This is a genomic window from Saccharopolyspora sp. NPDC002578 (genome assembly GCF_053592695.1).
Genome location: NZ_JBSFWJ010000083.1, coordinates 1 through 23,536, shown reverse-complemented (window position 1 = coordinate 23,536; position 23,536 = coordinate 1). Strand labels below are relative to the sequence as shown.

Below are 23,536 nucleotides of genomic sequence, written 5' to 3'. Positions count from 1 at the left end.
ACGACGCCACCCCCGAAGACCTCGCCCTGCAACGCGCCCTGCTCGCGCCGTGGACCAGCGACCAGAGCGAGGACCTCACCCGGCACGAGCTCATCGGATCGGACGAACGGTCCGTTCACCCCGCGACATCGCCGGGTGCCCGAGGTGATCGAGCTCGTCGTGAGCGCGCGGCCACCTGCGGTTTCAGCGCTGCGCGATCGGCGTCGCGGTCAGGACGTCGCCCTTGATCGACTCCCCGGCGGGCCACACGGCGGCCACGTGCCCGTTCTCCAGGTCGAACTCGACGGAGGCCGGCACGGTCGGATTCGCCGGCGCCCCGGTCTGCTGCACGAACCGCGAGAACGCGGGCTTCGACGCGGTCAGGTTCACCGGCGCGGCGGGACTCGACTCCGGGTTCACCGTCACGCCCGGGATCGGAGCCTCACCGCCGTGGAAGCTCACCCCGGCCGGGACGCCCTGGAGCTTGCAGTTCGTCGTCGGGCTCGCCGCGGTGTAGTCGACGAGGAACGCCTCGTGCCCGGCGGCGTGCTCGGGGTCCTTCGTCACCGTGACGTTGACGTCGTCGCTCGTGCACAGCGCGTCGCTGGGGTTCGCCACGGCCGGGCCCGCGGTCAGCGCGGTGATGCCGAACGCGGCACCCGCGACGGCGGTGGCGGCGGCGATGCGGCGGAACTTCGTGGTCATGTCGTCCTCCAAGCTCGACTCGCTTCTCACCCCTGAAGACGTCCCGCGACCGCCGAGGATGCTCCCGAGTGCGCTTCCCCACCCCGAAGCAACCCGAAGCCCACCCACGTCCCGGCCGCCGACCACAGGGGAGGAGTGAACGGACCGTTAGCCCAACGAGACTGGACGAACGGTCCGTTCACCCCAGCCGTGAACTCACCCGCAGCACGCCGCCGCCCACCCGCCGTTGAGTGAACGGACCGTCCGCCCAACGGCATTGGGCAAACGGTCCGTTCACTCCGAGCCGCGAACCCGCCCGCCTCACACCACGAGCTGCACCCCCACCGACCCAGCACGCTGCACCCAGCGACGAGTGAACGGACCGTTCGCCCAACCAGATCGGACGAACAGTCCGTTCACTCCATCCACGAACTCGGTCGCCGCCGGATGGGTCGGACGGGGCACCCACCTGCCTCTGCTCCGGGACCGAGTGAACGGCCCGTTCGCCCAACGGGATTGGACGAACGGTCCGTTCACCCCACATCGCTTTCGGCGGTCACCTCGCCTCGGAGGGATGCGGCTTCACGGGCGGGTGGTTGCCAGGAAGGTTCGGGTGGTGCGGACCGCGAGGTCGTCGCGGTGGAGGACTCCGCCGGGGCCGTCGGCGAGCAGGGTGTCGAGGGTGGCCACGTCGTCGGCGTCGAGGTGGGCGGCGAGGAACGGGTGCATGCGGCGCAGCGTGACCTCGGCGTAGCGGGCGGTCGCGGCGGGTAGCGGCGCAGACAGGTGGATGTCGAAGGTCCGGTCCGCCGCCACGGTGAATCCGGCTTCGGCCAGCAGCGCCCGCCAGTCGGCGCTGATGTGCGGGAGGTGTTCGGCGCGCTTCGCGGCGAGCAGGTCGTGGCAGCGCTGTTCGAAGCCGGGCCGCCCGAAGCCGAGGTCGTCGGGCAGGAAGCGCGGGAAGCCTTCCAGTTCCGCCACCGCGAGCAGTCCGCCGGGGCGCAAGGCGGCGAAGACCTCGGACAGGACGCGGGCGGGGTCGGACAGGTGGTGCATCGACGCGGAGGCCCACGCCAGGTCGATGGGGCCGTCGAACCGCGGGAACGATTCGTCGAGGTCGGCCTGCACGGTGCGGACCCGGTCGCCCACGCCGCGCGCGGCGGCCTTCTCGGCGAGGTGGGCCAGCATCGGCTCGGAGGCGTCCACGGCGATCGCGGTGGCCGCCTCGAAACCGTCGAGCAGGGCGAAGGTGCCCGTGCCGGATCCGCTGCCGAGGTCGAGGACGCGGCGGACGGGTGGTGCGGCGAGCTCACGCAGCGAGGCGGTGATCTCGGCGAGGTGTTCGTGCAGGACTTCCGCGTCGAGGTCGAGCATCTCGAGCTGCGTCGCGTCGTCGGCCGCGGTGGAGTGCTGGTGTTCGTGGTGTGCCATGCCTCCAAGCTAGCCGCGCTTTGCTCCGATGGCATACCATTTTGCGCATGAAGCAAGACGGAGATCTGGACGCCCTGGTCCGCCAGCGGATCAAGAGCCTGCGCACGGCCCGCGGCCTGTCGCTCGACGAGCTGGCCACGCGCTGCTACCTGAGCACCTCCACGCTCAGCCGCATCGAGACCGGGCACCGGCGCATCAGCCTCGACCAGCTCGCGCCGCTGGCCCGCGCGCTGGGCACGACGCTCGACCAGCTCGTCGAATCGGCGACCGACGAGGACGTGGTGATCCGGCCCGTGCACGACGAGAACCGGGGTGCCACGACCTGGCTGCTCAGCAAGGATTCGGGCCCGCACGGGATGACCGTCGCCAAGATGCGCCTCACCGAACCGGCACCGGCGCCCGACTCCGGGAAGCTCGGCGTGCACCCCGGCAAGGACTGGTTCACCGTGCTGTCCGGCACGGTGCTGCTGGTGCTCGGCGAACGGACCATCCTCGTCGAAACCGGTCAGGCCGCCCAGTTCTCCACGATGACCCCGCACGCCTTCGGCGCCCACGGCGGCCCGGCGGAGATCCTCACCATCCTCGACCACGACGGCCAGCGATCCCACCTGCACCCGTGATGCCGGGCCAGGACAGCAGCGCGCGGAGCTGGTCGATCGGGCGCGGCGCGGATTCCACGTGGGCGCGGCGATATTCGGCCACGGACTCCTTGTAGCAACGCTCCTCCTCCGCACAGTCGGGGATGTCGGACAGGTCGCACTCTTCGGGCGCGAACAAGTCGACAAGAGCCTCGTTGCCCCCCCCTGCGAGCGGGTCGGATCGGACCATCATGATCTTCTCGCAGCGGAAGATCGGCGAGTCCACTGTGGATGATCCAGCGAGCGCGCGGGCGAGTTCCACGGCATCGAGCAGCGCCAGGTTCACGCCGAAACCACCGAACTGCGACATGAGGTGCGCCGCGTCGCCGAGCAGCGTCATCCCGGACACACCGTCCCAGACCAGCGGAGCCGGCAGCGCGTGCAGCGGACAGCGTCGTTGTCGAAGCGGACGGCGAGCAGCGAGACGCCCGCGTAAGGCGGGACCTCGGCGGACCGTGCAATCCGAACCACTACCACTGCTGAGCGCCGGTTTCGTGCACGCGCGCGAACCGCTAGCTCTCGCAGGCGGTGCCGTCGCCGTCCCGGTCGAGGTGCGAGCCGTATCCAGGTTCACCTCGGTGCAGCGGGGCGACACCGGCGTTCTTCGCCGCCGTGCAGTTCCGGTAATACGCGCTGCCGCTTTCGTCGGCCGAATCCGAGTCCGAGGTTTCGGCCGGGCTCGGTTCCGGGCTCGGCCGCGGGTCAGGTTCCGGGTTCGGGCGCGGTTTCGGACTCGGGTCCCCCGATTCCGGTGCACCGAAGTACGGGCATTCGGCCCAGACACCGACGCTCCGGGCCTGCGCCGAGTGCTGCTCGGCCGCGATCTCGGACCAGCGCGTCGTGTTCGGGTGGTCGGCCTGGGCCTGCGCGAACCCGTCCGCGACCATCGACTTGTTCGTGAACACCCCGGAGTCGTTCCAGACATGGAGCAAGAACCGGCCTTCCTGGTCCTGCGGCCGCTGATCATGCCGGACCCACACCGTGCTTCCCACTGGAGCCAGCTCCCGCAGGTGGTCCACGGATTCCTGGTGCGAGCACTCGCCGGGATCGGTCGCTTCGATGTTCAGCAAGCGCACGCGGACCGCGTCGGTGCTCGGGAGGATCGTTCCGGCCGCGTGCGCCGCCAACTGGAGCTCGTCACCGTCGTCGACCGACACCACCACGGCCTGCTGCGCATCGCGCGGCGCACCGGCCGGGGCGACCGGGGACGACTCGGGCGGAATCGGCACGGGCGCGGGCGAGTCCGGCAGTGGCGTCGCGGGCGCCGCCGCTGCTTGCCGCGAGCCGCCCTCCGGTTCGTCCGTCGACACGAACGGGACGAGCGCGAACGAGAGGGCCATCAGCGCGATCCCCACCCCGGCCCTCGTCAAAGAACCGCGAGCCGCACCACGGCCCCGCCTGCCCACCCGCCGCGCTCCGAAGGCGACGCCCCAGCCCAGCACTCCGACTCCGGTCAAGAACACCAGGCCGATCAACGCGTCGGCGAGTGGAATCGCGGGGTCAACGGTGAGCGCGAGGGCGAACAACGCGTAGCCGACGCCGAAGCGGATCCAGAAGTTCCGCGGCACGGCCGGATCTCCCTTGCCCCGACGGAAGAACCCGTACCAAGCACCCCAGAGCATCAGCCCCATGCCTCCGCACCCCAGGAAGGGGACCAAGTCCTGCACCGCTGCTCCAGTTCACGAGATGTGGAACGCCTGCCCGCCAGGCGACGCAACAGGACGCACCGTACTGGTTCGATCACTCGCAGTGTCGCCCGACTCCGGCAAACAGAGCATCCGGCACGGATGATCGGCCGTTCTACCGCCCGCCCGGCAACTTCGCGAGAGTGAACGGACCGTTCGACCAATCCCGTTGGACAAGCGGTCCGTTCACTCGCATCGGAGTTCCGCCTCGGCGGGCACTGCGGTGCTCCCCAGTGCGGCGCAGTCGGGTGCAACGAAGGCGGCGGGGAGGAGAATCGAGCCGATGAGCTCACCCCTGTTCCCCCTGCCCACGCGAACCGTCGCCCCTGGCGCGGTGCACGTGCCGGGGTGGTTGGACGTCGGGCGGCAGCGGGAGCTGGTGGACGCCTGCCGGGGTTGGGCGCGCGGCCCGGTTCCGATGCGGGCGGCGCGGTTGCCCAGCGGGCACCGGATGTCGGTGCGCACGGTGTGCTTGGGCTGGCACTGGTACCCGTACGCCTACAGCCGCACCGCCGACGACGTGGACGGGACGCGGGTGGCCCCGTTCCCGGAGTGGCTCGGTGAGCTCGGCCGCGCGGCGCTGGCCGCCGCCGGTGAACCGGCCGACGCCTACGACCCGGACACCGCGCTGATCAACTTCTACGACGAGCACGCGAAGATGGGCATGCACCAGGACAAGGACGAGCGGTCGCGGGAACCGGTGGTGTCGTTGAGCATCGGCGACTCCTGCGTGTTCCGCTTCGGCAATCCGGAGTCGCGCGGGCAGCCCTACACCGATGTGGAACTGGGCTCGGGTGATCTGTTCGTCTTCGGCGGCCCGTCGCGGCTGGCGTTCCACGGCGTGCCTGCCGTCCGCCCCGGCACCGCGGACCCGGAGACCGGGTTGAGCAGCGGGCGCATCAACATCACCCTGCGGGTCACCGGCCTGGGCTGACCCCGGATCATGGAGGGCGTGAGTCCCATCGACGTACCTGCGGACAACGGCGTGATCATCGGCGAGGACGGCCTGGCCCGCACGCCGTGGGCGGCGCGCGACCCGCTGCTGCGGGAGTACTACGACACCGAGTGGGGCCTGCCGGTGCGCGGCGAGCAGGCGATGTTCGAGCGGGTCTCGCTGGAGGGGTTCCAGGCGGGTTTGTCGTGGGCGACGATCCTGCGCAAGCGCCCCGCGTTCCGGGCGGCGTTCGACCACTTCGACCCGGATGCGGTGGCCGCCTACACCGAGCACGACGTCGCCCGGCTGCTCGCGGACGCGGGAATCGTGCGCAACCAGGCCAAGATCCGCGCCACGATCAGCAACGCCCGCGCCACCGCGGACCTGCGCGCGGAGGGCGGGCTGGCGGAGTTCGTGTGGTCGTTCCAGCCGGAGACGACTCCGCGCCCGCGCACCCCCGAAGAGGTCCCGACCACCTCACCGGAGTCGGTGGCGCTGTCTAAGGCGTTGCGCCGCAAGGGTTTCCGGTTCGTCGGGCCGACCACGATGTTCGCGCTGATGGAGGCCGTCGGCATCGTCGACACCCACTTGGTCGGCAGCCACCGCCGCGGTTCCTCCGGGATCTGGCAGCGGCCGTGACCGCGCTGCGGCTCGCCACGGGCGGCCCGTTCGCAGTGGAGCCCGCGATGGCCGCGCTCGCGGCGCACGCCGTGCCCGGCGTCGAGCAGGTCGACCGGGACGCCCGGACCGTCACCCGGCTGCTGCGGCTGCCCGGCGGCTCCACCCGGGTCACCGCGCGGCTCACCGCCGAGCACGTGGAACTGACCGCGGACTTCGACGGCGGCGAGCACGAGGCGGTGGCGATCACGCGGCGGTGGCTGGACCTGGACGCCGACGTGGAGCGGGTCGACGCCGTCCTCGCCGCCGATCCGGCGCTGCGGCCGCTGGTCCGCGCCCGGCCGGGACTGCGGATCGTCGGCTACGCGGACGGGTTCGAGGCGGCGCTGAGCACGGTGCTCGGCCAGCAGGTCAGCCTGGCCGCCGCCCGCACCTTCACGTCCCGGCTGCTCGCCGCCTACGGCACGCCGCGGTCGTGCGGGCTGGTCGAGTTCCCCGCTCCGGACGCGCTGGCGGGGGTCTCGGTCGACGAGCTGCGCGCCGCCGTCGGCATCACGGGGGCTCGGGCGCGGACGCTGCACGCGCTCGCGGAGGCGTTCGCCGGCGGCTTGGCGCTGCACCCGGACGGCGACGTCGAGCGGCAGCGGCGCGCGCTGCTGGCGCTGCCCGGAGTCGGACCGTGGACGGTGGACTACTTGGCGTTGCGCGCCTTCGGGGATCGGGACGCGTGCCCGGCCGGCGATCTGGTCCTGCGGCGAGCTCTCGGCGCGGCCACCGCCGCCGAGGCCCGCGACCGCGCGCACGCGTGGTCGCCGTACCGGGCTTACGGGGTGTTCCACCTGTGGACCCGCAGCGCCTACCTGGCCCGCTGAGCCCCAGCCCCCCGTTCGGTGGACGCGCGGCGAACGATCGGTGACGATCTCCCGCGCCTGAGGCAACCCCGAGATGATCTTGACACGGCGCTATGATCTGCGAAAACGAGGGCCCGTGACCGTGGTCGCCACATAGCACCGCGAGCGCTTCGGCGCGCCACGCCACACCTCGCCTAAATTTGACTAATTCCAGAAAAGCTGCTTGGCTCGTGCCATGTCGGCCATCGACGCCACCGCTCTCCTGCGGGAAGCCGAGCTGCGGGTGACGCGCCCGCGGGTCGCGGTGCTGGCGATGGTCGCGGACAACCCCCACTCGGACACCGACACCATCGCGACGGCCGTTCGCCGCGATCTGGGTTCGGTGTCGACCCAGGCGGTCTACGACGTGCTGCGCGCGCTCACCGAAGCGGGCCTGGTCCGTCGCATCGAACCGGCGGGCTCGCCCGCGCGGTTCGAGACCCGCGTGGGCGATCACCACCACCACTTGGTGTGCCGCGCCTGTGGCGCCGTCACCGACGTCAGCAGTGCGGTCGGCGAGGCTGCGTGCCTCGACGTCCAGGACTCGTGGGGTTTCGACCTCGACGAGGCCGAGGTGACCTTCTGGGGAAGGTGCCCGGCCTGCCTCGCACGCGACGAATGATCCCGAACAGGAGCGAGTTTTGCCCGAGAACAACCAGAAGCCGTTGACGACCGCGGCCGGCGCGCCGGTCACGGACAACCAGAACTCGATGACCGCGGGCGCCCGCGGCCCGATGCTGCTGCAGGACCTGTGGTTCCTGGAGAAGCTGGCCCACTTCGACCGCGAGGTCATCCCCGAGCGCCGGATGCACGCCAAGGGGTCGGGCGCGTTCGGCACCTTCACGGTGACCAACGACATCACTCGCTACACCGCGGCCGACATCTTCTCCGAGGTCGGCAAGAAGACCGAGATGTTCGCCCGCTTCTCGACCGTCGCCGGTGAGCGCGGCGCGGCCGACGCCGAGCGCGACATCCGCGGCTTCGCGCTGAAGTTCTACACCGACGAAGGAAACTGGGACCTCGTCGGCAACAACACCCCGGTGTTCTTCTTCCGCGACCCGCTGAAGTTCCCCGACCTCAACCACGCGGTCAAGCGCGACCCGCGCACCAACATGCGCGACGCCGAGAACAACTGGGACTTCTGGACGAACCTCCCCGAGGCGCTGCACCAGGTCACGATCGTCATGTCGGACCGCGGCATCCCCGCGTCGTACCGGCACATGCACGGTTTCGGCTCGCACACCTACAGCCTGATCAACGCCGACGGCGAGCGGTTCTGGGTGAAGTTCCACCACCGCACCCAGCAGGGCATCAAGAACCTCACCGACGCCGAGGCCGAGGCCCTCGTCGGCAAGGACCGCGAGTCGCACCAGCGCGACCTGTTCGACTCGATCGAGAACGGCGACTTCCCCAAGTGGAAGCTGTACGTGCAGGTCATGCCGGAGGCCGACGCCGACGGCTACCGCTTCCACCCCTTCGACCTCACCAAGGTGTGGTCGAAGAAGGACTACCCGCTGATCGAGGTCGGCGAGTGGGAGCTCAACCGCAACCCCGAGAACTACCACGCCGACGTGGAGCAGGCCGCGTTCGCGCCGAGCAACCTGGTGCCCGGCATCAGCTACTCGCCGGACAAGATGCTGCAGGGCCGGCTGTTCTCCTACGGTGACGCGCAGCGCTACCGCCTCGGCGTGAACCACCACCAGATCCCGGTCAACGCGCCGAAGAACCCGGTGAACTCCTTCCACCGCGACGGCGCGATGCGCGTCGACGGCAACCAGGGGGCCACCCCGGCGATCGAGCCGAACTCTTACGGCCGCTGGCAGGAGCAGCCCTCCTACCGCGAGCCGCAGCAGGCCGTGGGCGGTGTCGCCGACCGGTTCAACTACCGCGAGGACGACGCCAACTACTTCGAGCAGCCCGGCAACCTGTTCCGGAACATGTCGCCCGAGCAGCAGCAGGTGCTCTTCGCGAACACCGCGCGGGCCATCGACGGTGCCTCCCAGGCCACCATCGAGCGCCACATCCACAACTGCACCCAGGCCGACCCGGCCTACGGCGAAGGCGTTCGCAAGGCCATCAAGGCCCTCGCGGACGGCGAGCTCTGAGGCATCCGCTGACGGCGGAACCCCGATGATTCCCCGGTGCGGTGCGCGGCTTCGCGCACCGCACCGGGGATTTCCCTTCGCAGACCAGGAGAAGTCATGAGCGATGGCGGACTCACGCCCGAGCAGGTCGAACGCGTCGTGGCGATCGCCATGGACCTGGCCAGGGAGGGCGACACCGCGCAGCTGATCGAGTTCGTCGGCCACGGACTGCCCGTCGACGTGACCGACTCGGACTCCAACACGCTGCTCATGCTCGCCGCCTACCACGGCCACGCGGCCACGGTCCGCGCGCTGCTCGACCACGGCGCCGACCCCGACCTGCGCAACGCGCGGGACCAGGCTCCGATCGCGGGCGCGCTGTTCAAGGGCGCCGACGACGTGGTCGCGGCCCTGCGCGAAGCGGGCGCCGACCTCGACGCGGGCGTCCCGACGGCCCGCGACGCCGCGAAGATGTTCGGCCGAGAACACCTCCTGGTGCCCTGAGCGGAAGCGTCAGTCGAAAGCGGCGACGCCCCTCCGTCTCCCCCGCGCGGGAACCGATCAGCGCACCGGGTGTGAAGGGCCGGGAGGCCGGACGAAGAACGCACCAGGTCCCAGCTGAGCTCAATCGGCTGGTGGATCAAGTTGAGCTCGACATCCCTCGGTCAGCCCATCCGAGCGCACTTCCTGCATCCGGCGAGATTCATCGGCGACAGGGAACAACTCGATCGGCCTTGAACGCGGCGCGCACTTCTCGAAATCGATCACGCAACGAGTTTCGCTGGAGCAGCGGTACGAGCCGACCACCCGCGACCGGAACCATTCGACGAACGACCGTCGAGTTCGTTCGGGGGAGAATTTGGCACCGGATCGCAAGCATCCCGAGAATTGCGCAACAGCCACCAGAGATAAGTGCGAGTGCGGCCACTGCACCGGAACACAGCACGGCTGGGTGGGAGATTTTCGACTGATCAGGGACGGAACGCCACAGGAGCTGCGCGACTTCGAACGGGACGTCGACCGCAGGTGGAAGGAACAGTGCGACAACCAGGACTCGAAGAACCAGAAGCGGCCGAAAGCCACTCTCCCGCACAAGAAAGCGGCCGTTGATTCAGCCCGGTTCGACCTGATCACCTGGTTCCGGAAGCAGGTGCGCCCCCGCCGCCGAGAGAACATCTCGGAATCGAGCGCGCAGTTCGGCTCCGCGCCTAGGACGTCCCGCAAGCCTGACGCCCCCGGCGATGCGAGCCCTCGGCAACCGGAGGACGGGCGAAGCGCCCCTTCCGACCGCTCCGCGCCTGAGCACGATCCGGCGGCCACGGACCGCGCTCTCGCCAGCGCCACCTCGGAGGCCCAGCAGGTCGAGGCGCTGGGAAACATGCTCGGGGAGGTCCTCAACGCGGTCGAAGAAGACTTGGGGCCGCTGCCGCCCGCGACTCGTCGGGCCATGGCGGATCACTTCTGGTGCGAACTGCTCGTGGCGCTGGTCGTGGTGATCGCGGAATCGAACCGCGTGCTCGACTCGGTCCCGGACCAAGTGGCGAAGAAGATCACCGAATCGCGCAGCGCGAACGGACTCACCAAGATCCAGGGGAAGGTCGTGGCAGCCTGCGTGCGGCATGTCTGGAAGCGACTTACCGGCGCGCTCGGGTTGACGCTGATCAGTGACGCCAAAGCGCTGCTACCGGCGTTGCGCGCGCTGGCGGTGCTGATGTGCAAATCTCCGCCCCGGCACCCGGCAGTGGTCGAACATTGCGTGGATCCCTTGAAGTCCTGGTTGATCCGACAGACCAAGGAACGATTGCAACGGGTTTTCGGCGATCTCGTGCCGCGGATCGAATCCGACCTCACCGACCCCGCGCAGCCGACCTGACAACGAGTTCGGCGACCGGCCCGGGGCATAGCGGACGCGGCCGGGGGTGCCCGGCCGCGTCCTGCTCGGGTCAGGCTTCGCGGCGTCGGACCGGGTGGCCCGACATGATCGACACCCGGTTGAAGGCGTTGATCGCGACGGCCGCCCAGATCACCAGCGAGATCTCGTCGTCGCTGAGCGCCTCGCGCGCCCGCGCCCGGTCGGCCTCGCCGGGATGCCGGTCGGCGACCAGCGTCACCGCCTCGGCCAGTTCCAGCGCCGCCCGCTCGCGCGCGGTGAACAGGTCGGTGTCGCGCCAGCCCGGCAGCACGCCCAGCCGCTGGGTCGTCTCCCCCGCCTCGAGCGCGCGGCGCGTGTGCAGGTCCAGGCAGAACGCGCAGCCGTTGAGCTGCGAGGCGCGGATGTTGACCAGTTCCAGCAGCACCCGCTCCAGGCCGAGGTCCCGCGCCTGGGCCGTCACCTCGGCCGCGGTCGCGTTCAGCGCCTTGAACACCGTCGGGGTCCGCTTGTCGATGAAGATCTGCTCCGCCACGCGATCACCTCGTCCGTTGGCGCACCGCGGCCAGCGCGTTCGGCGTGACCGCGTCGACGAGGTCGTCGAACTCGTGGTGGTTCTTGAGGTACTTCGCGACGAACGGGCACACCGGCACGATGCGCAGGCCCGCCTCGCGGGTGTCGGCCAGCGCGCGCCCGACGAGCGCGCCGGCCAGCCCGCGTCCGCCGAACTCCTCGCCGATCTCGGTGTGGTAGAAGATCCGCTGCTGGCCCAGGTCGACGAACTCGGTGAACCCCGCCAGAGCTCCGGCGGTGGTGACGTCGTAGCGGTCCCGGTCGGTCGACCGGGCGACCGCCGCTTCGGTGTTCTCGTCGGTCATGGCATCCCTCACTGCGTCGCGGTTTCCTGGAGGAGTTCGGCGAACGGCGTCGGATCGGTGAACGGGTCGCTCTTCGGCTGGGCCGGTCGGCCCCGCACGACGTCGGCGAGCTCACCGGCGGCGCGGGCGATGCGCCGGTTGAGATCGGTGTCGCCGCCCCAATCACCGCTGGCGGCGTACACGGCGGTGGGCACGACTCGGGCCCGCAGGTACGCCAGCAGCGGGCGCAGCGCGTGGTCGAGCACCAGCGAATGCCGCTCGGTGCCGCCGGTCGCGGCGACCAGCACCGGCTTGTCCGCCATCGACTCGGGGTCGACGACGTCCATGAAGGACTTGAACAGCCCGCTGTAGGAGGCGGTGAACGTCGGGCTCACCAGGATGAGCCCGTCGGCGGCGTCGAGCCGGTCGAGCACCTCCCGCAGGCGCGGGTTGGCGAAGCCGGTCAGCAGGTTGTCGGTGATGTCGTGGGCGAGGTCGCGGAGCTCGACCACGTCGATCGTGGCGCCGTCGCCCAGCTCGCCGCCGGTGGCCGCGGCCAGCCGGTCGGCGAGCATCCGGGTGCTCGACGGCTGCGAGAGCCCTGCGGAGATCGCGAGGATGCGGGTCATGCCGACTTCCCCTCCGTTTCCTGCTGCGCCCGCAGCGATTCGTGGGTGGGCGCGTCGGGCACGTGCTCCGGCTTGCGCGCGTCGAGTTCCTTGCGCAGCACCGGGATGACCTCCTCGCCGAGCAGGTCGAGCTGTTCGAGCACGGTCTTCAGCGGCAGGCCCGCGTGGTCGAGCAGGAACAGCTGGCGCTGGTAGTCGCCGACGTACTCGCGGAAGCCCAGCGTCCGGTCGATGACCTGCTGCGGACTGCCGACCGTCAGCGGCGTCTGGGCCGCGAAGTCCTCCAGCGACGGGCCGCCGCCGTAGACCGGCGCGTTGTCGAAGTACGGCCGGAACTCCTTGATCGCGTCCTGGGAGTTGTGCCGGATGAACGTCTGCCCGCCCAACCCGACGATCGCCTGGTCGGCCTTGCCGTGGCCGTAGTGCTCGAACCGGTTGCGGTACAGCTCGACCATGCGGCGGGTGTGCTCGGCGGGCCAGAAGATGTGGTTGTGGAAGAAGCCGTCGCCGTAGTAGGCGGCCTGCTCGGCGATCTCCGGGCTGCGGATCGAGCCGTGCCACACGAACGGCGGCACCCCGTCCAGCGGTCGCGGCGTGGAGGTGAAGCCCTGCAGCGGCGTGCGGAACCGGCCCTGCCAGTCCACGACGTCCTCGCGCCACAAGCGGTGCAGCAGCGCGTAGTTCTCGATCGCCAGCGGGATGCCCTGGCGGATGTCCTGGCCGAACCACGGGTACACCGGCCCCTGGTTGCCGCGTCCCAGCACCAGGTCCACCCGGCCGTCGGCCAGGTGCTGCAGCATCGCGTAGTCCTCGGCGATCTTGACCGGGTCGTTGGTCGTGATCAGCGTCGTCGACGTGGACAGGATCAGCCGCTCGGTCTGCGCCGCGATGTAGCCGAGCATCGTCGTCGGCGAGGACGGGATGAACGGCGGGTTGTGGTGCTCGCCGGTGGCGAACACGTCCATGCCGACTTCTTCGGCCTTGCGCGCGATGGCGACCGTCGCCTTGATCCGCTCGGCCTCGGTGGGCGTGCGACCGGTCGTCGGGTCGGGCGTGACGTCGCCGACGGTGAAGACCCCGAACTGCATCCTGACCACCCCTTGTTGCTTCAGATTTGAACTAACCCTGCCAACAACGCCCCCTCGGGACGTATTCCGCGCGCGGCGCGGCGGTGAGGCACGCCACGGCGGCGGGGTCAGCGGTGGTAGCGGCCCTTGGCCTTCAACCGCGCGTTGGGCAGCGCGGGCGCGGGCAGCGCGGGCCCCTCGTAGCCGTGCACCGGGCCGAACCGGCGGTCGGCGAGATCGCTGTCGTGCTCGCGCTCCCAGGTCGCGCGGGCCTCGGCGATGTCCTCGTGGCTGCGGCCCACGAAGTTCCACCACATCACCAGGTCCTCGGCGAACGGCTCACCGCCCAGCAGCATGGCCTGCCCCGCGACCTCCGCGCTCAGCCCGACCGCGTCGCGACCGCGGCCGAGGTAGAGCATCGCGCCCGGCGGGACGGCGATGTCGGCGACGGTCAACCCGGGCGAGAGCGCCAGGACGGCGTGCTCGAAGTCCGGTTCCAGCGGCACGGTCACCCGCCCGCCCGCGTCGACGGCCACGCTCGCCCCGACCAGCGGCGTGTGCGTCGTGGCCGGTGAGACCGCGCCGTCGACGTCCCCGGCCAGCACGGTGACGCCGCCCTGCCGCAGCTCGTGCCTCGGCAGCGACGAGTGGAACTCGAATGACGGCGCGATCCGCCGGGACCGCTCGGGCAGGGCCACCCACAGCTGCGCCCCGTACAGGTTCGACGAGTGCTCCGGCGGGGACTGCTCGGAGTGCGCGATGCCGTGCCCCGCGGTCATCAGCGGGAGCTGCCCGGGACGCACGAGCCGACGGCTGCCCACGCTGTCCTGGTGCCAGATCTCGCCCTCGACCAGCCAGGACACCGTCTGCAACCCGATGTGCGGGTGCGGCGGGACCTGCATGCCCGCCTGCCCGGTGATGTCGCTCGGGCCGTAGGAGTCGGCGAAGCACCACGCGCCCACCATCCGCCTGCCCCGGTTCGGCAGCGCGCGCCGCACCCGCATCGCCCGCGGCCCGCCGAGCGGGACGTCCCTCGGGTGCAGCAGCTCGACCTCGGGTTCGGCGGCGACCGCCGCGTCGGCCGAGCACACCGTCTGCTCGGCGGGATCGTGCTCCACGTTGCTCATCGCTCGCTCCTGTCCGGTTCCGCGTCGCCCGGTGCGGAGTCCTGCTCGGGCCGGTCCTGCAGCTGGTCCTGCAGCCGGGTGAACACGCGGGCGAGCACTCGCAGCTCGTCCTCGTCGAGGCCGTCGGTGAACAGCCGCCGCACCGTGGCGATGTGGTGGCGGTCGGCCGCGTGCAGCGCTTCGAGGCCGGTCGCGGTCAGCACCGCGTGGTGCACCCGCTTGTCGTCGGGCAGGACCTGCCGCAGCACCCAGCCGCGCCGCTCCATCACCTTGATCTGGTAGGTCAGCCGGCTCGGCGAGAACACCATGCGCGCGGCCAGCTCCCCCATCCGCAGGCGGTGCGCCGGGCTCTCCGAGAGCACCAGCAGCACGTTGTAGTCCTTCAAGGTCATCCCGGAGACCGCCTGCAGGTCCTCGTCGAGCCTCGTCTCCAGCAGCAGGCTCGCCTCGATGTAAGGCCGCCACGCCGTCCGCTGCAACGAATTCCGCCAGGACACCATGCCGTCGAGCATACCCACTACTTCAAATGTTGAACTAGTATCGGCTCAGCCCTGGCGCGCCCGTTGCCGGAAGCGTTCCGGCGGTGTGGAGCCCGCCGCCGCACCGACGATTCCGGCGCGGGCCGCCGGAGGAAGTGGTGGGCGCGTTCGCCTCCCAAGCCTGCGCGTCTCCGATGGCGACGTTTTCTGCGCGAGCCGGTGAACTCCGGCTGCCCGAACGAGCTCGCGGCCGAACGATCCCGGTTCCCCCGCGGGGGAACCGGGCGGTCCGGTCAGACGACCAGGTCGAGCGAGTGGACCGCCGTGGTCAGGGCCGCCCTGGCCACCGTCCAGTCGGTGTCCGGCGGCCACGTGCTCAGCAGCACGACGATCAAGGAGCGGTCCCCGCCGACCAGACCCGTGGTGTGCAGGACGGTGTTCGCATCGGTCGACCCCCAGCCCTGCTTGATCGCCCAGGCGTGGCCGGGCAGCGCGTCGGGAATCCCGAAGTGCTGGGGAAATCCGTCCACGCCCGCGTCCGAGGCCTCGCCCAGCGCGCCGAGCAGCAGCTTCCGCGTGTCCGCATCGGCCTCCGACGTCAGGTACCGGTAGACCCGCGCGACGTCGCGCGCGCTCATCCGGGTGTCGCCCCACTGCCCTGCGGACACCGGCGGCTCAGTGTCCGCCAGCCCCAGCTCCGCCGCCGTGCGCCGCACGATGTCCGGGCCGCCGCCCGCGGTCCACAAGCGGCTGGCCACCTGGTCATCGCTGGCCGACAGCATCCGCTGGATGTCGTCGAGGTCGGTGCCCGAGGAGCGTTCGACCGCGTCGATCGCGATCAGCAGCTTCACCACGGACGCGGTCGGGAACCCGCTGTCGGCGTCGAGCGCGGTGACCTCCGCGCACGCGTCAAGGTCGACCACGTCGATGGCCACGGAGGTGCCCTCGTCGAACGACGGCAGCTTCTCCCTGATCGACCGGGCCAGCCCTTCCTGCGCGGACCCCCTCGACACGGAGCCGCCGCACGACGACCTCCACCGATCGGAGTTCGCCGCGGCCACCACCCCTCCCACCACGCACAGGACCGCTACCAGCCCCAACGCGATCCAGACACCCCTGCGCACGTTCACGTCCACCGGCCCCCTCAGACCCGAGCGGAGTCCGCGCGAGCGACCCCGCCCGCGGGTGATCCGCGATCCCCCCCCGCATCGGGAAAGACGCACGTCGTGCCGGGAGGTTCGTCGGCCGGTCGGACATCCCTCGAATGTCGGTACGCCGCCGCTGGGAGTTCACGCGCTCCGGTGCGGACGGGCGGTCGGTGGAACACCGTGGTCAGGCGGGGTTCGCCGCCCGGTACTCCGCGCCGCGCCGGCGGAAGCGACCACGATCTCGCTCGGAGGCTCCGGCTACACCGCGCTCGTCGACTTCTGCCCGCGCCGACCGTCGGCGGTGAGCACGACGTGGCCCACGGCGAGCGCCAGCAGCGCCGGAACCGCGATGGTCACCCCCATCGGCACCGCCGTGCCCACACCGCCGGACCCCACCAGCGGTGCGGCGATCCCACCGGCGAGCGACTGCACCACGCCCAGCAGCGCCGATGCGCTCCCGGCCCGCGTCCCCTGCGGGTCCAGCGCCAGCGTCGTCGCGTTGGGGAGGATCAACCCGATGCCGGCCATCACCAGGAACAGGCACACCAGGATCCCCGGCAGCCCGAGGCCGCCGACCGCGCTCACCAGGACGCCGAGCCCGCTCACCGACAGCACGACCAGCCCGGTGCGCAGCAGCTGCTGCGCGCTGAACCAGGTCAGCAGCCGGGTGTTGAACGCCCCCGCGAGCAGGGTCCCCAGCGAATTGATCCCGAACACGAGACCGAACTCCTGCACGCTGAGCCCGAAGACCCCTTGCAGGACGAAGGTCGACCCCGAGATGTAGGCGAACAGGCTCGCGAACGGCAGCGCGGCCACCAGCACGTATCCGACGAAACGACCGTCGACGAGCAACGCGCGGACGTCGTCGCGGGTCGCCGCCAGCCCTCCGCCCCGTCGCGCCGACCGCGGCAACGACTCCTCGATCCTCGCCACGGCGAGCAGCAGCACCACGCCGGTCACCGCGAGCACCACGAACGTCCCGCGCCAGGAGACCACCCGCAGCAGCTGCGACCCCAGCAACGGCCCGACGATCGGGGTGACCGCGTTGACCAGCATCAGCAACGAGAAGAAGCGCGCCAGCGCCGCCCCCGAGAACCGGTCCCGGACCACCGCTCGGGCGATCACGATCCCCGCGGCGGCCCCCAGCCCCTGCGCGAACCGGATCGTGGCCAGCACCGGCACGGAAGGCGCGAGCGCCGCCGACACCCCGGCCACGGCGTACACGCCCAACCCCACCATCAGCGGCCACTTCCGCCCCACCGCGTCCGACAGCGGCCCGGCGAGCAGCTGCCCGACGGCAAGGCCGACCGTGAACGTCGCCAGCGTCAGCTGGATGGCGGCGGGATCAGCGGCCATCTCCGCCGCCAACGCGGGGAACGCGGGCAGGTACATGTCGATCGACAACGGCCCGAGCCCCGTCAAGGTCCCCATCACGAGGATCAACCACCGGTCGCGCCGTTCCGGGACGGTCACCCCACGCCCCTCCCCTGAGGACAGCTGCACAAGATCCGGCACGGCGAACCTACCGGGCTCCCCGCCCCGCTCGCGGAAACACCACCGGAACGTGGCGCACCCTGAGCCGCGCCCAGAACGGGAGCGCACGGCTCAGGCCGCAGCACGCGGAAACCCCGCTCACCTGGTGAGCGGGGTTTCATCGGGTGGAGCTGACGGGGCTCGACCGCCGAGTTCGCTTGCGCAGCACCAGCGCTCGTCAGGGAACCCCGGCCGGTAGCAGCGGTTCCCGCGCTTGTGGCTCGGCCGGAGCAGGAGCGGAAGTGTCCCCTTGCGAGGCCGCGTCGAGCGCGAGCGCCTTCAGGTGCCCCGAAGCGGAGAGCAACGCCACGACGAAAAGGATCAGGTAGACGTCGCCCAGCAACCACCCGGCCGGGCTGTGCGACGCAACGTCCGCCGAACCGCCAGGACCGGGGACCAGCACCGGAACGACGGACAGCGCGGCCAGGGCGACCGGCGGAATCCACAGCAGCAGCACGACCCGATTCGTCGCGCGCAGGAGCCGGGCTCCCGCGAACACCACCAGCGGCACGACCCACACCCAGTGATGCGCCCACGACCACGGGGAAACCGCCGCCGTGCACAGACCGACGAGCGCGACTCCCAGCAGCGGCTCGCCGAGCCGGCCGGCGCGGGACGCCAAGACCATCGTGCGGCCGACGAGCATCCCGGCCAGTCCGAGCCACAGCACGGTCGTGCTGCCGACCTCCCCCATCAACCGGATCAACAGCCCGTTCAAGGACATGTTCTGGGGGTCGCCGGCATCCGGCCAAATCCTGCTCGAATCAGCGAAGGCACCGGTCAGCCAGAACCTCGCGGAGTCCGCGGGCAACACGACCGCACCGAGCGCAACCGCGCCCGAAAAGGACCCCGCGGCCACACCCGCCGCCCTGAACCGTCGGGTGGCGACCAGGTAGAGCACGAACAGCAGCGGCGTCAACTTGATCGCCGCGGCGAGCCCCACGCCCACTCCCTTGCTCCGGCACCGGTCGGCGCGCAGCAGATCCCACAGCACCAACGCCATCAACCCCAGGTTGATCTGACCGACGTGGAGACTGGTGTACACGGGCTCGAACGCGAGGACCCCGGCCGCGACCAACGCGGTCAGCACCACGGCGCGCCCGTTCTCGAAGCCCACCGCGCGCCACGCCCACCACGCGCAGCAGACGAGCACGAGGCAGCCGCCCACGACGAACACGGCCTGCGCCGCACCCATCGACAACGGGGCCAACGGGAGGAACAGCAGCCCCGCCACGGGCGGGTAGACGAAGTACAACCCGTCGACCAACGGCCGTTCGTACAACGAGCGGCCCTCGAACACCGCTGTTCCCGCAGCGCGGTAGACCTCCAGGTCACCCGGGTTCGCCCACAGCGCACGAACCGCGAGCACGAGCCCCGCAGCGCACACGGCGAACACGAACCCGCACACCAGGTACGGCCGCCCTACGGCCCAGCTCAACACGCTGCGGGACGACGCGGGACGTACCGCTTTCAGGGACAGGGGGCTCTCAGCACGACTGGGGTTTTCCACTCTTCTGTTGTCCCAACAGGAGATCCACCCCGGGCACCTCCGTTCGACCATGCGTACCCGGCCGAAAGGCCCGTCCCCACCGGCGAAGTCCGCCCCTCAAGTACTACCGGCGGTCGCGGTGAGAACTCCAGGCTTCGCCCCCCCCCACGACGGGCACGCGACAGGCCATCAACGAGTCCACCGGCTTCGCAAGACTCCGCGCCGCGTCGGCGAGTGGTTCAGCCGCGGGACGGCGGCTACCCTCGAATTGCTCGCCGACATCGGATTGTGCTGCGGTGGCTTCGAATTCAATCGTTTCGCCCGGTGCGACGTGGTCTTCGAGAAGGTCACGCTCCGAGTGCGTCCGTTGCCCCGGCCGATGACGCAGTCGACGGCTCGGCCACCTGCTGCAGGGCCTGTACCGGCGTGGCCGTCCGTCGACGACGCGAAACGGAGTGCGAACGATGCGACAGCTGCGACTGCCGTCCGGCGGCGACCTGCCCGTGTTGGGCCAGGGAACCTGGGGCATGGGCGAGCGCGGTTCGGACCGCGCGGCGGAGACCGCGGCGCTGCGGCGCGGACTCGACCTCGGCATGGGCCTGATCGACACCGCTGAGATGTACGGCAGTGGTGGTTCCGAGGAAGTGGTCGGCGCGGCGATCGACGGCCGACGGGACGAGGTTTTCCTGGTCAGCAAGGTGTTTCCGCACAAAGCCGACCGGAAGGGCGCGATCGAGGCGTGCGAGCGCAGCCTGCGTCGGCTGGGGACCGATCACCTCGATCTCTACCTGCTGCACTGGAGAGGTGGAACGCCGTTGTCCGAGACGCTCGAAGCGTTCGAGGAACTGCGCGGCAGCGGCAAGATCCGCCATTTCGGGGTCAGCAACTTCGACTCGGACGACATGCGGGAGCTGTGGGCGCAGGAAGGCGGCAGCGGCAGCGCGGTCAACGAGGTGCTCTACAACCTCACGCGGCGCGGGATCGAGTTCGACCTGCTGCCGTGGTGCCGAGAACGGGAGCTGCCGGTGATGGCGTACTCACCGATCGAGCAGGGCCGCGTGCTCGGAGATCCGGTGTTGGGACGGATCGCGGAACGTCACGGGGTCACGTCCGCGCAGATCGCCGTCGCCTGGGTCCTGACCGGCGAAGGATTGTGCGCGATCCCGAAAGCTGCGACTCGCGGCCACGTCGAGGAGAACCACGCGGCGCTGGAGATCCGGTTGTCGGCGGACGATCTCGCCGAGCTCGACGCGCACTTCCCCGCGCCGGACCGAGCGACACCGCTGGAAATCCTCTGACAGGACGCGCCCGCGTCCTGTCATGACCACCTCCCGGAACGGCGCAGGAAGGGGTGGTTCGATGCAGAACAGGCCCGACGCTCAGCTGAGCGTCGGGCGTGCGACCTGCGATCTTAGGGTGTGACCAGATCAGGACACTCCCCAACGGCAAAAGCCGACCCCACCCCGGCCACCGCACCGTGGGGGCCTACCGGGGCTCGGCCCCCGTACAAGCAAAAAGGAGCCGGGAAGACGCAACAGCGTCGACCAGACTCCTCCGAGTGGAGCTGACGGGATTCGAACCCGTGACCCCTTGACTGCCAGTCAAGTGCGCTACCAACTGCGCCACAGCCCCTGATTCACTTGTGCGGTGTTCGGTTCCGGTGTTTCGGTCCCGTTCATCGCGTGCCTGCATACCGTACAACAGGTCCCCGAAGGGCTTGAAAAGGGGGGTCCCTTTTAGATCATCATCCGGGCCGGGCGCACGGCCCCGCGAGCCTAGAAGGGGCCGTGCGCTGCAAAAACCTCCGATGTGGTCAGCCTGCTCGGCCGTGCTCGCTGGGGAGGCCCCGGGTGTTGGCGGCTCGGACGAACTCGGCGCGCGGATCGTGCAGCTCGCCCAAGGCGACGGTCTGCCTGCTCAGCGGCAGCTCCATGAGCCAGTCCCCGAGGATCCGGGCCTTCAGCCGCAGCGTGGGCAGCTTCGCGAGGTGGTACACGCGGTGCAGCAGCCAAGCCGGCAGGCCCTTGAGCTTGATGCCGTAGACCTCCGCGGCCCCCTGGAACAGGCCCAGGCCCGCGACGGAACCGGCGTGGCGGTGCCGGTAGTCGCGCAGTTCGTGGCCGCGCAGCGACGCGACCACGTTGTCGGCCAGCACCCTCGCCTGCCGCACCGCGTGCTGCGCCGACGGGCTGCACAACGCGTCCGCGTCGTCGCTGGTCAGGTCCGGAACGGCGGCGCAGTCCCCTGCCGCGAAGACGTCCTCGGTGCCGCGGACCTGGAGCTTCGGGGTGCACTCGACGCGGCCCCTGCCGTCCCGGGGCAGGTCCGAGTCCTCCAGCATCGGATGCGGCTTGACCCCGGCGGTCCAGGCGATGGTGTCGGCGTCGAACTCGTCGCCGTCGGAGAGGACCACGTGCCCACCGGTGAGCGACTTGGCGGTCGTGTCCGTCTTCACCTCGATGCCGCGCTCCTCCAGGCGGCGCCGCGTGTACTCGCCCATCGGGGCGCTGACCTCCGGCATGATGCGGCCGGTGGCCTCGATCAGGATCCAGCGCATGTCGCCGGTGTCCAACGTCCGGTAGCTGCGGACGGCCTCGCGGGACATGCTCTCCAGCTCGGCCATCGCCTCGATGCCCGCGTAACCGCCGCCGATGAACACGAACGTGAGCAGGCGCCGCCGCAACGTCGCGTCCGACGTGCTCGCCGCGATGTCGAGCCGGGACAGCACGTGGTTGCGCAGGTAGATGGCCTCACCGATCGTCTTGAACCCGACGCCGCGCTCGCTCAACCCCGGAATGGGCAGCGCCTTCGAAACCGAACCGGGCACCACCACGAGCACGTCGAACGTCACGTGCTCCTCCGTGCCGTCGGCGAGCGTCGCGGTGAGCTCGCGCTTCCCGTGGTCGATGCAGGTGACCTGCGCGGTCAGAACCTCGCTGCGGCGCAGCGTCTGGCGCAGCGGGACCACGATGTGCCGGGGCTCGATCGAACCGGCCGCCGCCTCCGGCAGGAACGGCTGGTAAGTCATGTGCGACTGCGGATCGATCACCGTGATCCGCGCCTCGCCGGGCTCCAGCTGCTTCTGCAGCCGCATGGCCACCGTCAGCCCGACGTGGCCGCCGCCGACGATCACGATGCGCGGCTTCCGGCGCCCCTGACCTGGGGCCGGACCGGTGGACTGCTGTTCGGGGATCTGCTGGTCCGCGTCACTGGCCATGAACCGGGTCTCCTCTCGCGCCCGCGCGGGTCCGCCGCGGATCGACCTCGCGGTCCGGATGCCTGCGCAGGTACTCCTGCTCCAGCTCGAACGAACGCGCGGTGTGCTCGCGCAACGCGTCGTGCGAACCGTGCAGGAACGTCTCGTTCCGGGTGAGGTGCAGCTGTTCGATCTCCCGCAGCAAGTCCTGCTCCGCGAGATCGACGCCGGGCACGCCGGTGCTCATCTCCGCTCCCCCGCCCTCACGCCGCGGCGCGCTGCTTCGGCACCCGCTTCGCCAGCAGCTCCTGCCGCTCCCGCTCGCTGAGCCCGCCCCACACGCCGTACGGCTCCTGCACGGCCAACGCGTGCTCCCGGCACGACAGCATCACCGGGCAGCGGTGGCAGATCTGCTTGGCCTGCTCCTCGCGGTTGCTGCGAGCGCTGCCGCGCTCGTTCTCCGGGTGGAAGAACGTGCTCGTGCTCAAGTCCCGGCAGGCCGCCTGCAACTGCCACTCCCACGTCTCGGCCACCGGTTTGGGCAGCCGCATGGTCGCCGTCATCGTGATCACCACCTCACCGCGGGCTCGGGCACTGCGTTCGTCAGCGCCAACGACGACATACCCCGAACGGGGAGTGCGGACACCTGACCCGAGCCGCGAAGTCTCGCTCGACTTGACGAGCGTGCAGGTCGCGGAGCCGAGTGCGGCTTGACGCGGGGGCGGGTGGAGTCCCGTTCGGCTTGACGGCGGCGTCGGGCTGCCTCGCGGCGAAGCCGTGCAGTGGACGAGCGAAGCGAAGTCTGCCTGGCGGCCGAAGGCCGTGCCGTGGGCGGCGAAGCCAGCCTGCCTCGCAGCCGAAGGCCGTGCCGTGGGCGGCGAAGCCAGCCTGCCTCGCAGCCGACGGCCGTGCCGTGGGCGGCGAAGCCAGCCTGCCTCGCAGCCGAAGGCCGTGCCGTGGGCGGCGAAGCCAGCCTGCCTCGCGGCCGAAGGCCGTGCCGTGGGCGGCGAAGCCAGCCTGCCTCGCAGCCGACGGCCGTGCCCGTATTCGCGCAGCGAATAGCCCACGCAAGCAAGGTGACCACCCGCGGGTTCTCAGTCGGTCTCTCGCGAGGACAGCTTTTTCCCTCGTGGCGGAGCCACTCGGGCGCTGTCGTGGCACGTGCTCCGAAGCTGTAGGTGTTCTGCTGGCTCGCCGA

General features: G+C 70.6%; 26 protein-coding genes and 1 tRNA gene. 9 read left to right on the top strand and 18 right to left on the bottom strand.

What is annotated here, in order from left to right; all coding sequences use genetic code 11:
- Positions 1 to 183: 183 nt before the first annotated feature.
- Complete coding sequence (locus ACWD38_RS26710; protein ID WP_184477181.1) at positions 184 to 684, bottom strand: DUF4232 domain-containing protein; 501 nt, start codon at positions 682 to 684, stop codon at positions 184 to 186.
- A 561-nt stretch (positions 685 to 1,245) separates the two neighbouring features.
- Positions 1,246 to 2,094, bottom strand: coding sequence for a class I SAM-dependent methyltransferase (locus ACWD38_RS26705; protein ID WP_450125170.1), 849 nt, complete (start codon positions 2,092 to 2,094; stop codon positions 1,246 to 1,248).
- 47 nt (positions 2,095 to 2,141) lie between these two features.
- On the opposite strand from ACWD38_RS26705, the gene ACWD38_RS26700 reads away from it, so the two are divergent.
- Positions 2,142 to 2,714, top strand: coding sequence for a helix-turn-helix domain-containing protein (locus tag ACWD38_RS26700; RefSeq protein WP_184477177.1), 573 nt, complete (start codon positions 2,142 to 2,144; stop codon positions 2,712 to 2,714).
- Here ACWD38_RS26700 and ACWD38_RS26695 read toward each other — a convergent pair.
- Both ACWD38_RS26695 and ACWD38_RS26690 read right to left on the bottom strand, forming a co-directional pair.
- On the bottom strand, positions 2,668 to 3,072 hold the full coding sequence (locus ACWD38_RS26695) for an FAD-dependent oxidoreductase (protein WP_450125169.1): 405 nt from the start codon (positions 3,070 to 3,072) through the stop codon (positions 2,668 to 2,670). The genes ACWD38_RS26700 and ACWD38_RS26695 overlap by 47 nt on opposite strands.
- Before the next feature lie 172 nt (positions 3,073 to 3,244).
- Positions 3,245 to 4,363, bottom strand: coding sequence for a thermonuclease family protein (locus tag ACWD38_RS26690; protein ID WP_246456667.1), 1,119 nt, complete (start codon positions 4,361 to 4,363; stop codon positions 3,245 to 3,247).
- A 337-nt stretch (positions 4,364 to 4,700) separates the two neighbouring features.
- Between ACWD38_RS26690 and ACWD38_RS26685 the strand changes: the two genes are divergently transcribed.
- From ACWD38_RS26685 to ACWD38_RS26660, 6 genes are all read left to right on the top strand, one after another.
- Entirely contained in the window at positions 4,701 to 5,351 is a 651-nt protein-coding gene (locus ACWD38_RS26685; protein ID WP_450125168.1) for an alpha-ketoglutarate-dependent dioxygenase AlkB family protein, read from the top strand.
- A gap of 18 nt (positions 5,352 to 5,369) precedes the next feature.
- Positions 5,370 to 5,990 (top strand): DNA-3-methyladenine glycosylase I, encoded by a 621-nt coding sequence (locus ACWD38_RS26680; RefSeq protein ID WP_343071197.1) that lies wholly within the window; start codon positions 5,370 to 5,372, stop codon positions 5,988 to 5,990.
- The gene (locus ACWD38_RS26675) at positions 5,987 to 6,841 is read left to right on the top strand and encodes a DNA-3-methyladenine glycosylase family protein (protein WP_450125167.1); all 855 of its coding nucleotides are present in this window, start codon (positions 5,987 to 5,989) and stop codon (positions 6,839 to 6,841) included. The genes ACWD38_RS26680 and ACWD38_RS26675 overlap by 4 nt, the downstream gene beginning before the upstream one ends.
- Positions 6,842 to 7,055: 214 nt before the next feature.
- The gene (locus tag ACWD38_RS26670; RefSeq protein ID WP_184477171.1) at positions 7,056 to 7,481 is read left to right on the top strand and encodes a Fur family transcriptional regulator; all 426 of its coding nucleotides are present in this window, start codon (positions 7,056 to 7,058) and stop codon (positions 7,479 to 7,481) included.
- A gap of 19 nt (positions 7,482 to 7,500) precedes the next feature.
- A complete protein-coding gene (locus ACWD38_RS26665; protein ID WP_450125166.1) occupies positions 7,501 to 8,964 on the top strand; it encodes a catalase in 1,464 nt (487 codons plus the stop codon).
- A gap of 96 nt (positions 8,965 to 9,060) precedes the next feature.
- The gene (locus ACWD38_RS26660; RefSeq protein WP_450125165.1) at positions 9,061 to 9,447 is read left to right on the top strand and encodes an ankyrin repeat domain-containing protein; all 387 of its coding nucleotides are present in this window, start codon (positions 9,061 to 9,063) and stop codon (positions 9,445 to 9,447) included.
- A 120-nt stretch (positions 9,448 to 9,567) separates the two neighbouring features.
- Here the strand turns inward: ACWD38_RS26660 and ACWD38_RS26655 are convergent, their stop codons facing one another.
- Entirely contained in the window at positions 9,568 to 9,711 is a 144-nt protein-coding gene (locus tag ACWD38_RS26655) for a hypothetical protein (protein WP_450125164.1), read from the bottom strand.
- A gap of 184 nt (positions 9,712 to 9,895) precedes the next feature.
- Between ACWD38_RS26655 and ACWD38_RS26650 the strand changes: the two genes are divergently transcribed.
- Entirely contained in the window at positions 9,896 to 10,816 is a 921-nt protein-coding gene (locus tag ACWD38_RS26650; RefSeq protein WP_450125163.1) for a hypothetical protein, read from the top strand.
- A 70-nt stretch (positions 10,817 to 10,886) separates the two neighbouring features.
- On the opposite strand, the gene ACWD38_RS26645 is transcribed toward ACWD38_RS26650, so the two are convergent.
- The 9 genes from ACWD38_RS26645 to ACWD38_RS26605 all read right to left on the bottom strand — a co-directional run bounded on the left by ACWD38_RS26645 (position 10,887) and on the right by ACWD38_RS26605 (position 19,094).
- Entirely contained in the window at positions 10,887 to 11,348 is a 462-nt protein-coding gene (locus tag ACWD38_RS26645; RefSeq protein WP_450125162.1) for a carboxymuconolactone decarboxylase family protein, read from the bottom strand.
- A gap of 4 nt (positions 11,349 to 11,352) precedes the next feature.
- Entirely contained in the window at positions 11,353 to 11,691 is a 339-nt protein-coding gene (locus ACWD38_RS26640) for a GNAT family N-acetyltransferase (protein WP_450125161.1), read from the bottom strand.
- An 8-nt stretch (positions 11,692 to 11,699) separates the two neighbouring features.
- Positions 11,700 to 12,299, bottom strand: coding sequence for an FMN reductase (locus ACWD38_RS26635; RefSeq protein WP_450125160.1), 600 nt, complete (start codon positions 12,297 to 12,299; stop codon positions 11,700 to 11,702).
- Complete coding sequence (locus tag ACWD38_RS26630) at positions 12,296 to 13,387, bottom strand: LLM class flavin-dependent oxidoreductase (RefSeq protein WP_450125159.1); 1,092 nt, start codon at positions 13,385 to 13,387, stop codon at positions 12,296 to 12,298. Before ACWD38_RS26630 ends, ACWD38_RS26635 begins: the two co-directional genes overlap by 4 nt.
- Before the next feature lie 107 nt (positions 13,388 to 13,494).
- On the bottom strand, positions 13,495 to 14,493 hold the full coding sequence (locus ACWD38_RS26625; protein ID WP_450125158.1) for a pirin family protein: 999 nt from the start codon (positions 14,491 to 14,493) through the stop codon (positions 13,495 to 13,497).
- The gene (locus tag ACWD38_RS26620; protein ID WP_450125171.1) at positions 14,490 to 15,005 is read right to left on the bottom strand and encodes a MarR family winged helix-turn-helix transcriptional regulator; all 516 of its coding nucleotides are present in this window, start codon (positions 15,003 to 15,005) and stop codon (positions 14,490 to 14,492) included. The genes ACWD38_RS26625 and ACWD38_RS26620 overlap by 4 nt, the downstream gene beginning before the upstream one ends.
- Positions 15,006 to 15,265: 260 nt before the next feature.
- Positions 15,266 to 15,985, bottom strand: coding sequence for a serine hydrolase (locus ACWD38_RS26615; protein ID WP_184477149.1), 720 nt, complete (start codon positions 15,983 to 15,985; stop codon positions 15,266 to 15,268).
- 393 nt (positions 15,986 to 16,378) lie between these two features.
- A complete protein-coding gene (locus ACWD38_RS26610) occupies positions 16,379 to 17,593 on the bottom strand; it encodes a multidrug effflux MFS transporter (protein ID WP_450125157.1) in 1,215 nt (404 codons plus the stop codon).
- 238 nt (positions 17,594 to 17,831) lie between these two features.
- Positions 17,832 to 19,094 carry a glycosyltransferase 87 family protein gene (locus ACWD38_RS26605; RefSeq protein ID WP_450125156.1) on the bottom strand — a complete coding sequence of 421 codons (1,263 nt, stop codon included), beginning with the start codon at positions 19,092 to 19,094 and terminating at the stop codon, positions 17,832 to 17,834.
- Between the two features lie 512 nt (positions 19,095 to 19,606).
- Between ACWD38_RS26605 and ACWD38_RS26600 the strand changes: the two genes are divergently transcribed.
- The gene (locus ACWD38_RS26600; RefSeq protein WP_450125155.1) at positions 19,607 to 20,440 is read left to right on the top strand and encodes an aldo/keto reductase; all 834 of its coding nucleotides are present in this window, start codon (positions 19,607 to 19,609) and stop codon (positions 20,438 to 20,440) included.
- A 261-nt stretch (positions 20,441 to 20,701) separates the two neighbouring features.
- Here the strand turns inward: ACWD38_RS26600 and ACWD38_RS26595 are convergent.
- From ACWD38_RS26595 to ACWD38_RS26580, 4 genes are all read right to left on the bottom strand, one after another.
- Positions 20,702 to 20,774, bottom strand: a tRNA-Ala gene (locus tag ACWD38_RS26595).
- Positions 20,775 to 20,955: 181 nt separating this feature from the next.
- On the bottom strand, positions 20,956 to 22,359 hold the full coding sequence (locus ACWD38_RS26590) for an NAD(P)/FAD-dependent oxidoreductase (RefSeq protein ID WP_184477140.1): 1,404 nt from the start codon (positions 22,357 to 22,359) through the stop codon (positions 20,956 to 20,958).
- Positions 22,349 to 22,585, bottom strand: a complete 237-nt coding sequence (locus ACWD38_RS26585; RefSeq protein ID WP_184477138.1) for a DUF6158 family protein — start codon at positions 22,583 to 22,585, stop codon at positions 22,349 to 22,351. Before ACWD38_RS26585 ends, ACWD38_RS26590 begins: the two co-directional genes overlap by 11 nt.
- Positions 22,586 to 22,601: 16 nt before the next feature.
- Positions 22,602 to 22,901: a WhiB family transcriptional regulator gene (locus ACWD38_RS26580; RefSeq protein WP_184477136.1), complete on the bottom strand. Its 300-nt coding sequence runs from the start codon at positions 22,899 to 22,901 to the stop codon at positions 22,602 to 22,604.
- Positions 22,902 to 23,536 lie beyond the last annotated feature (635 nt).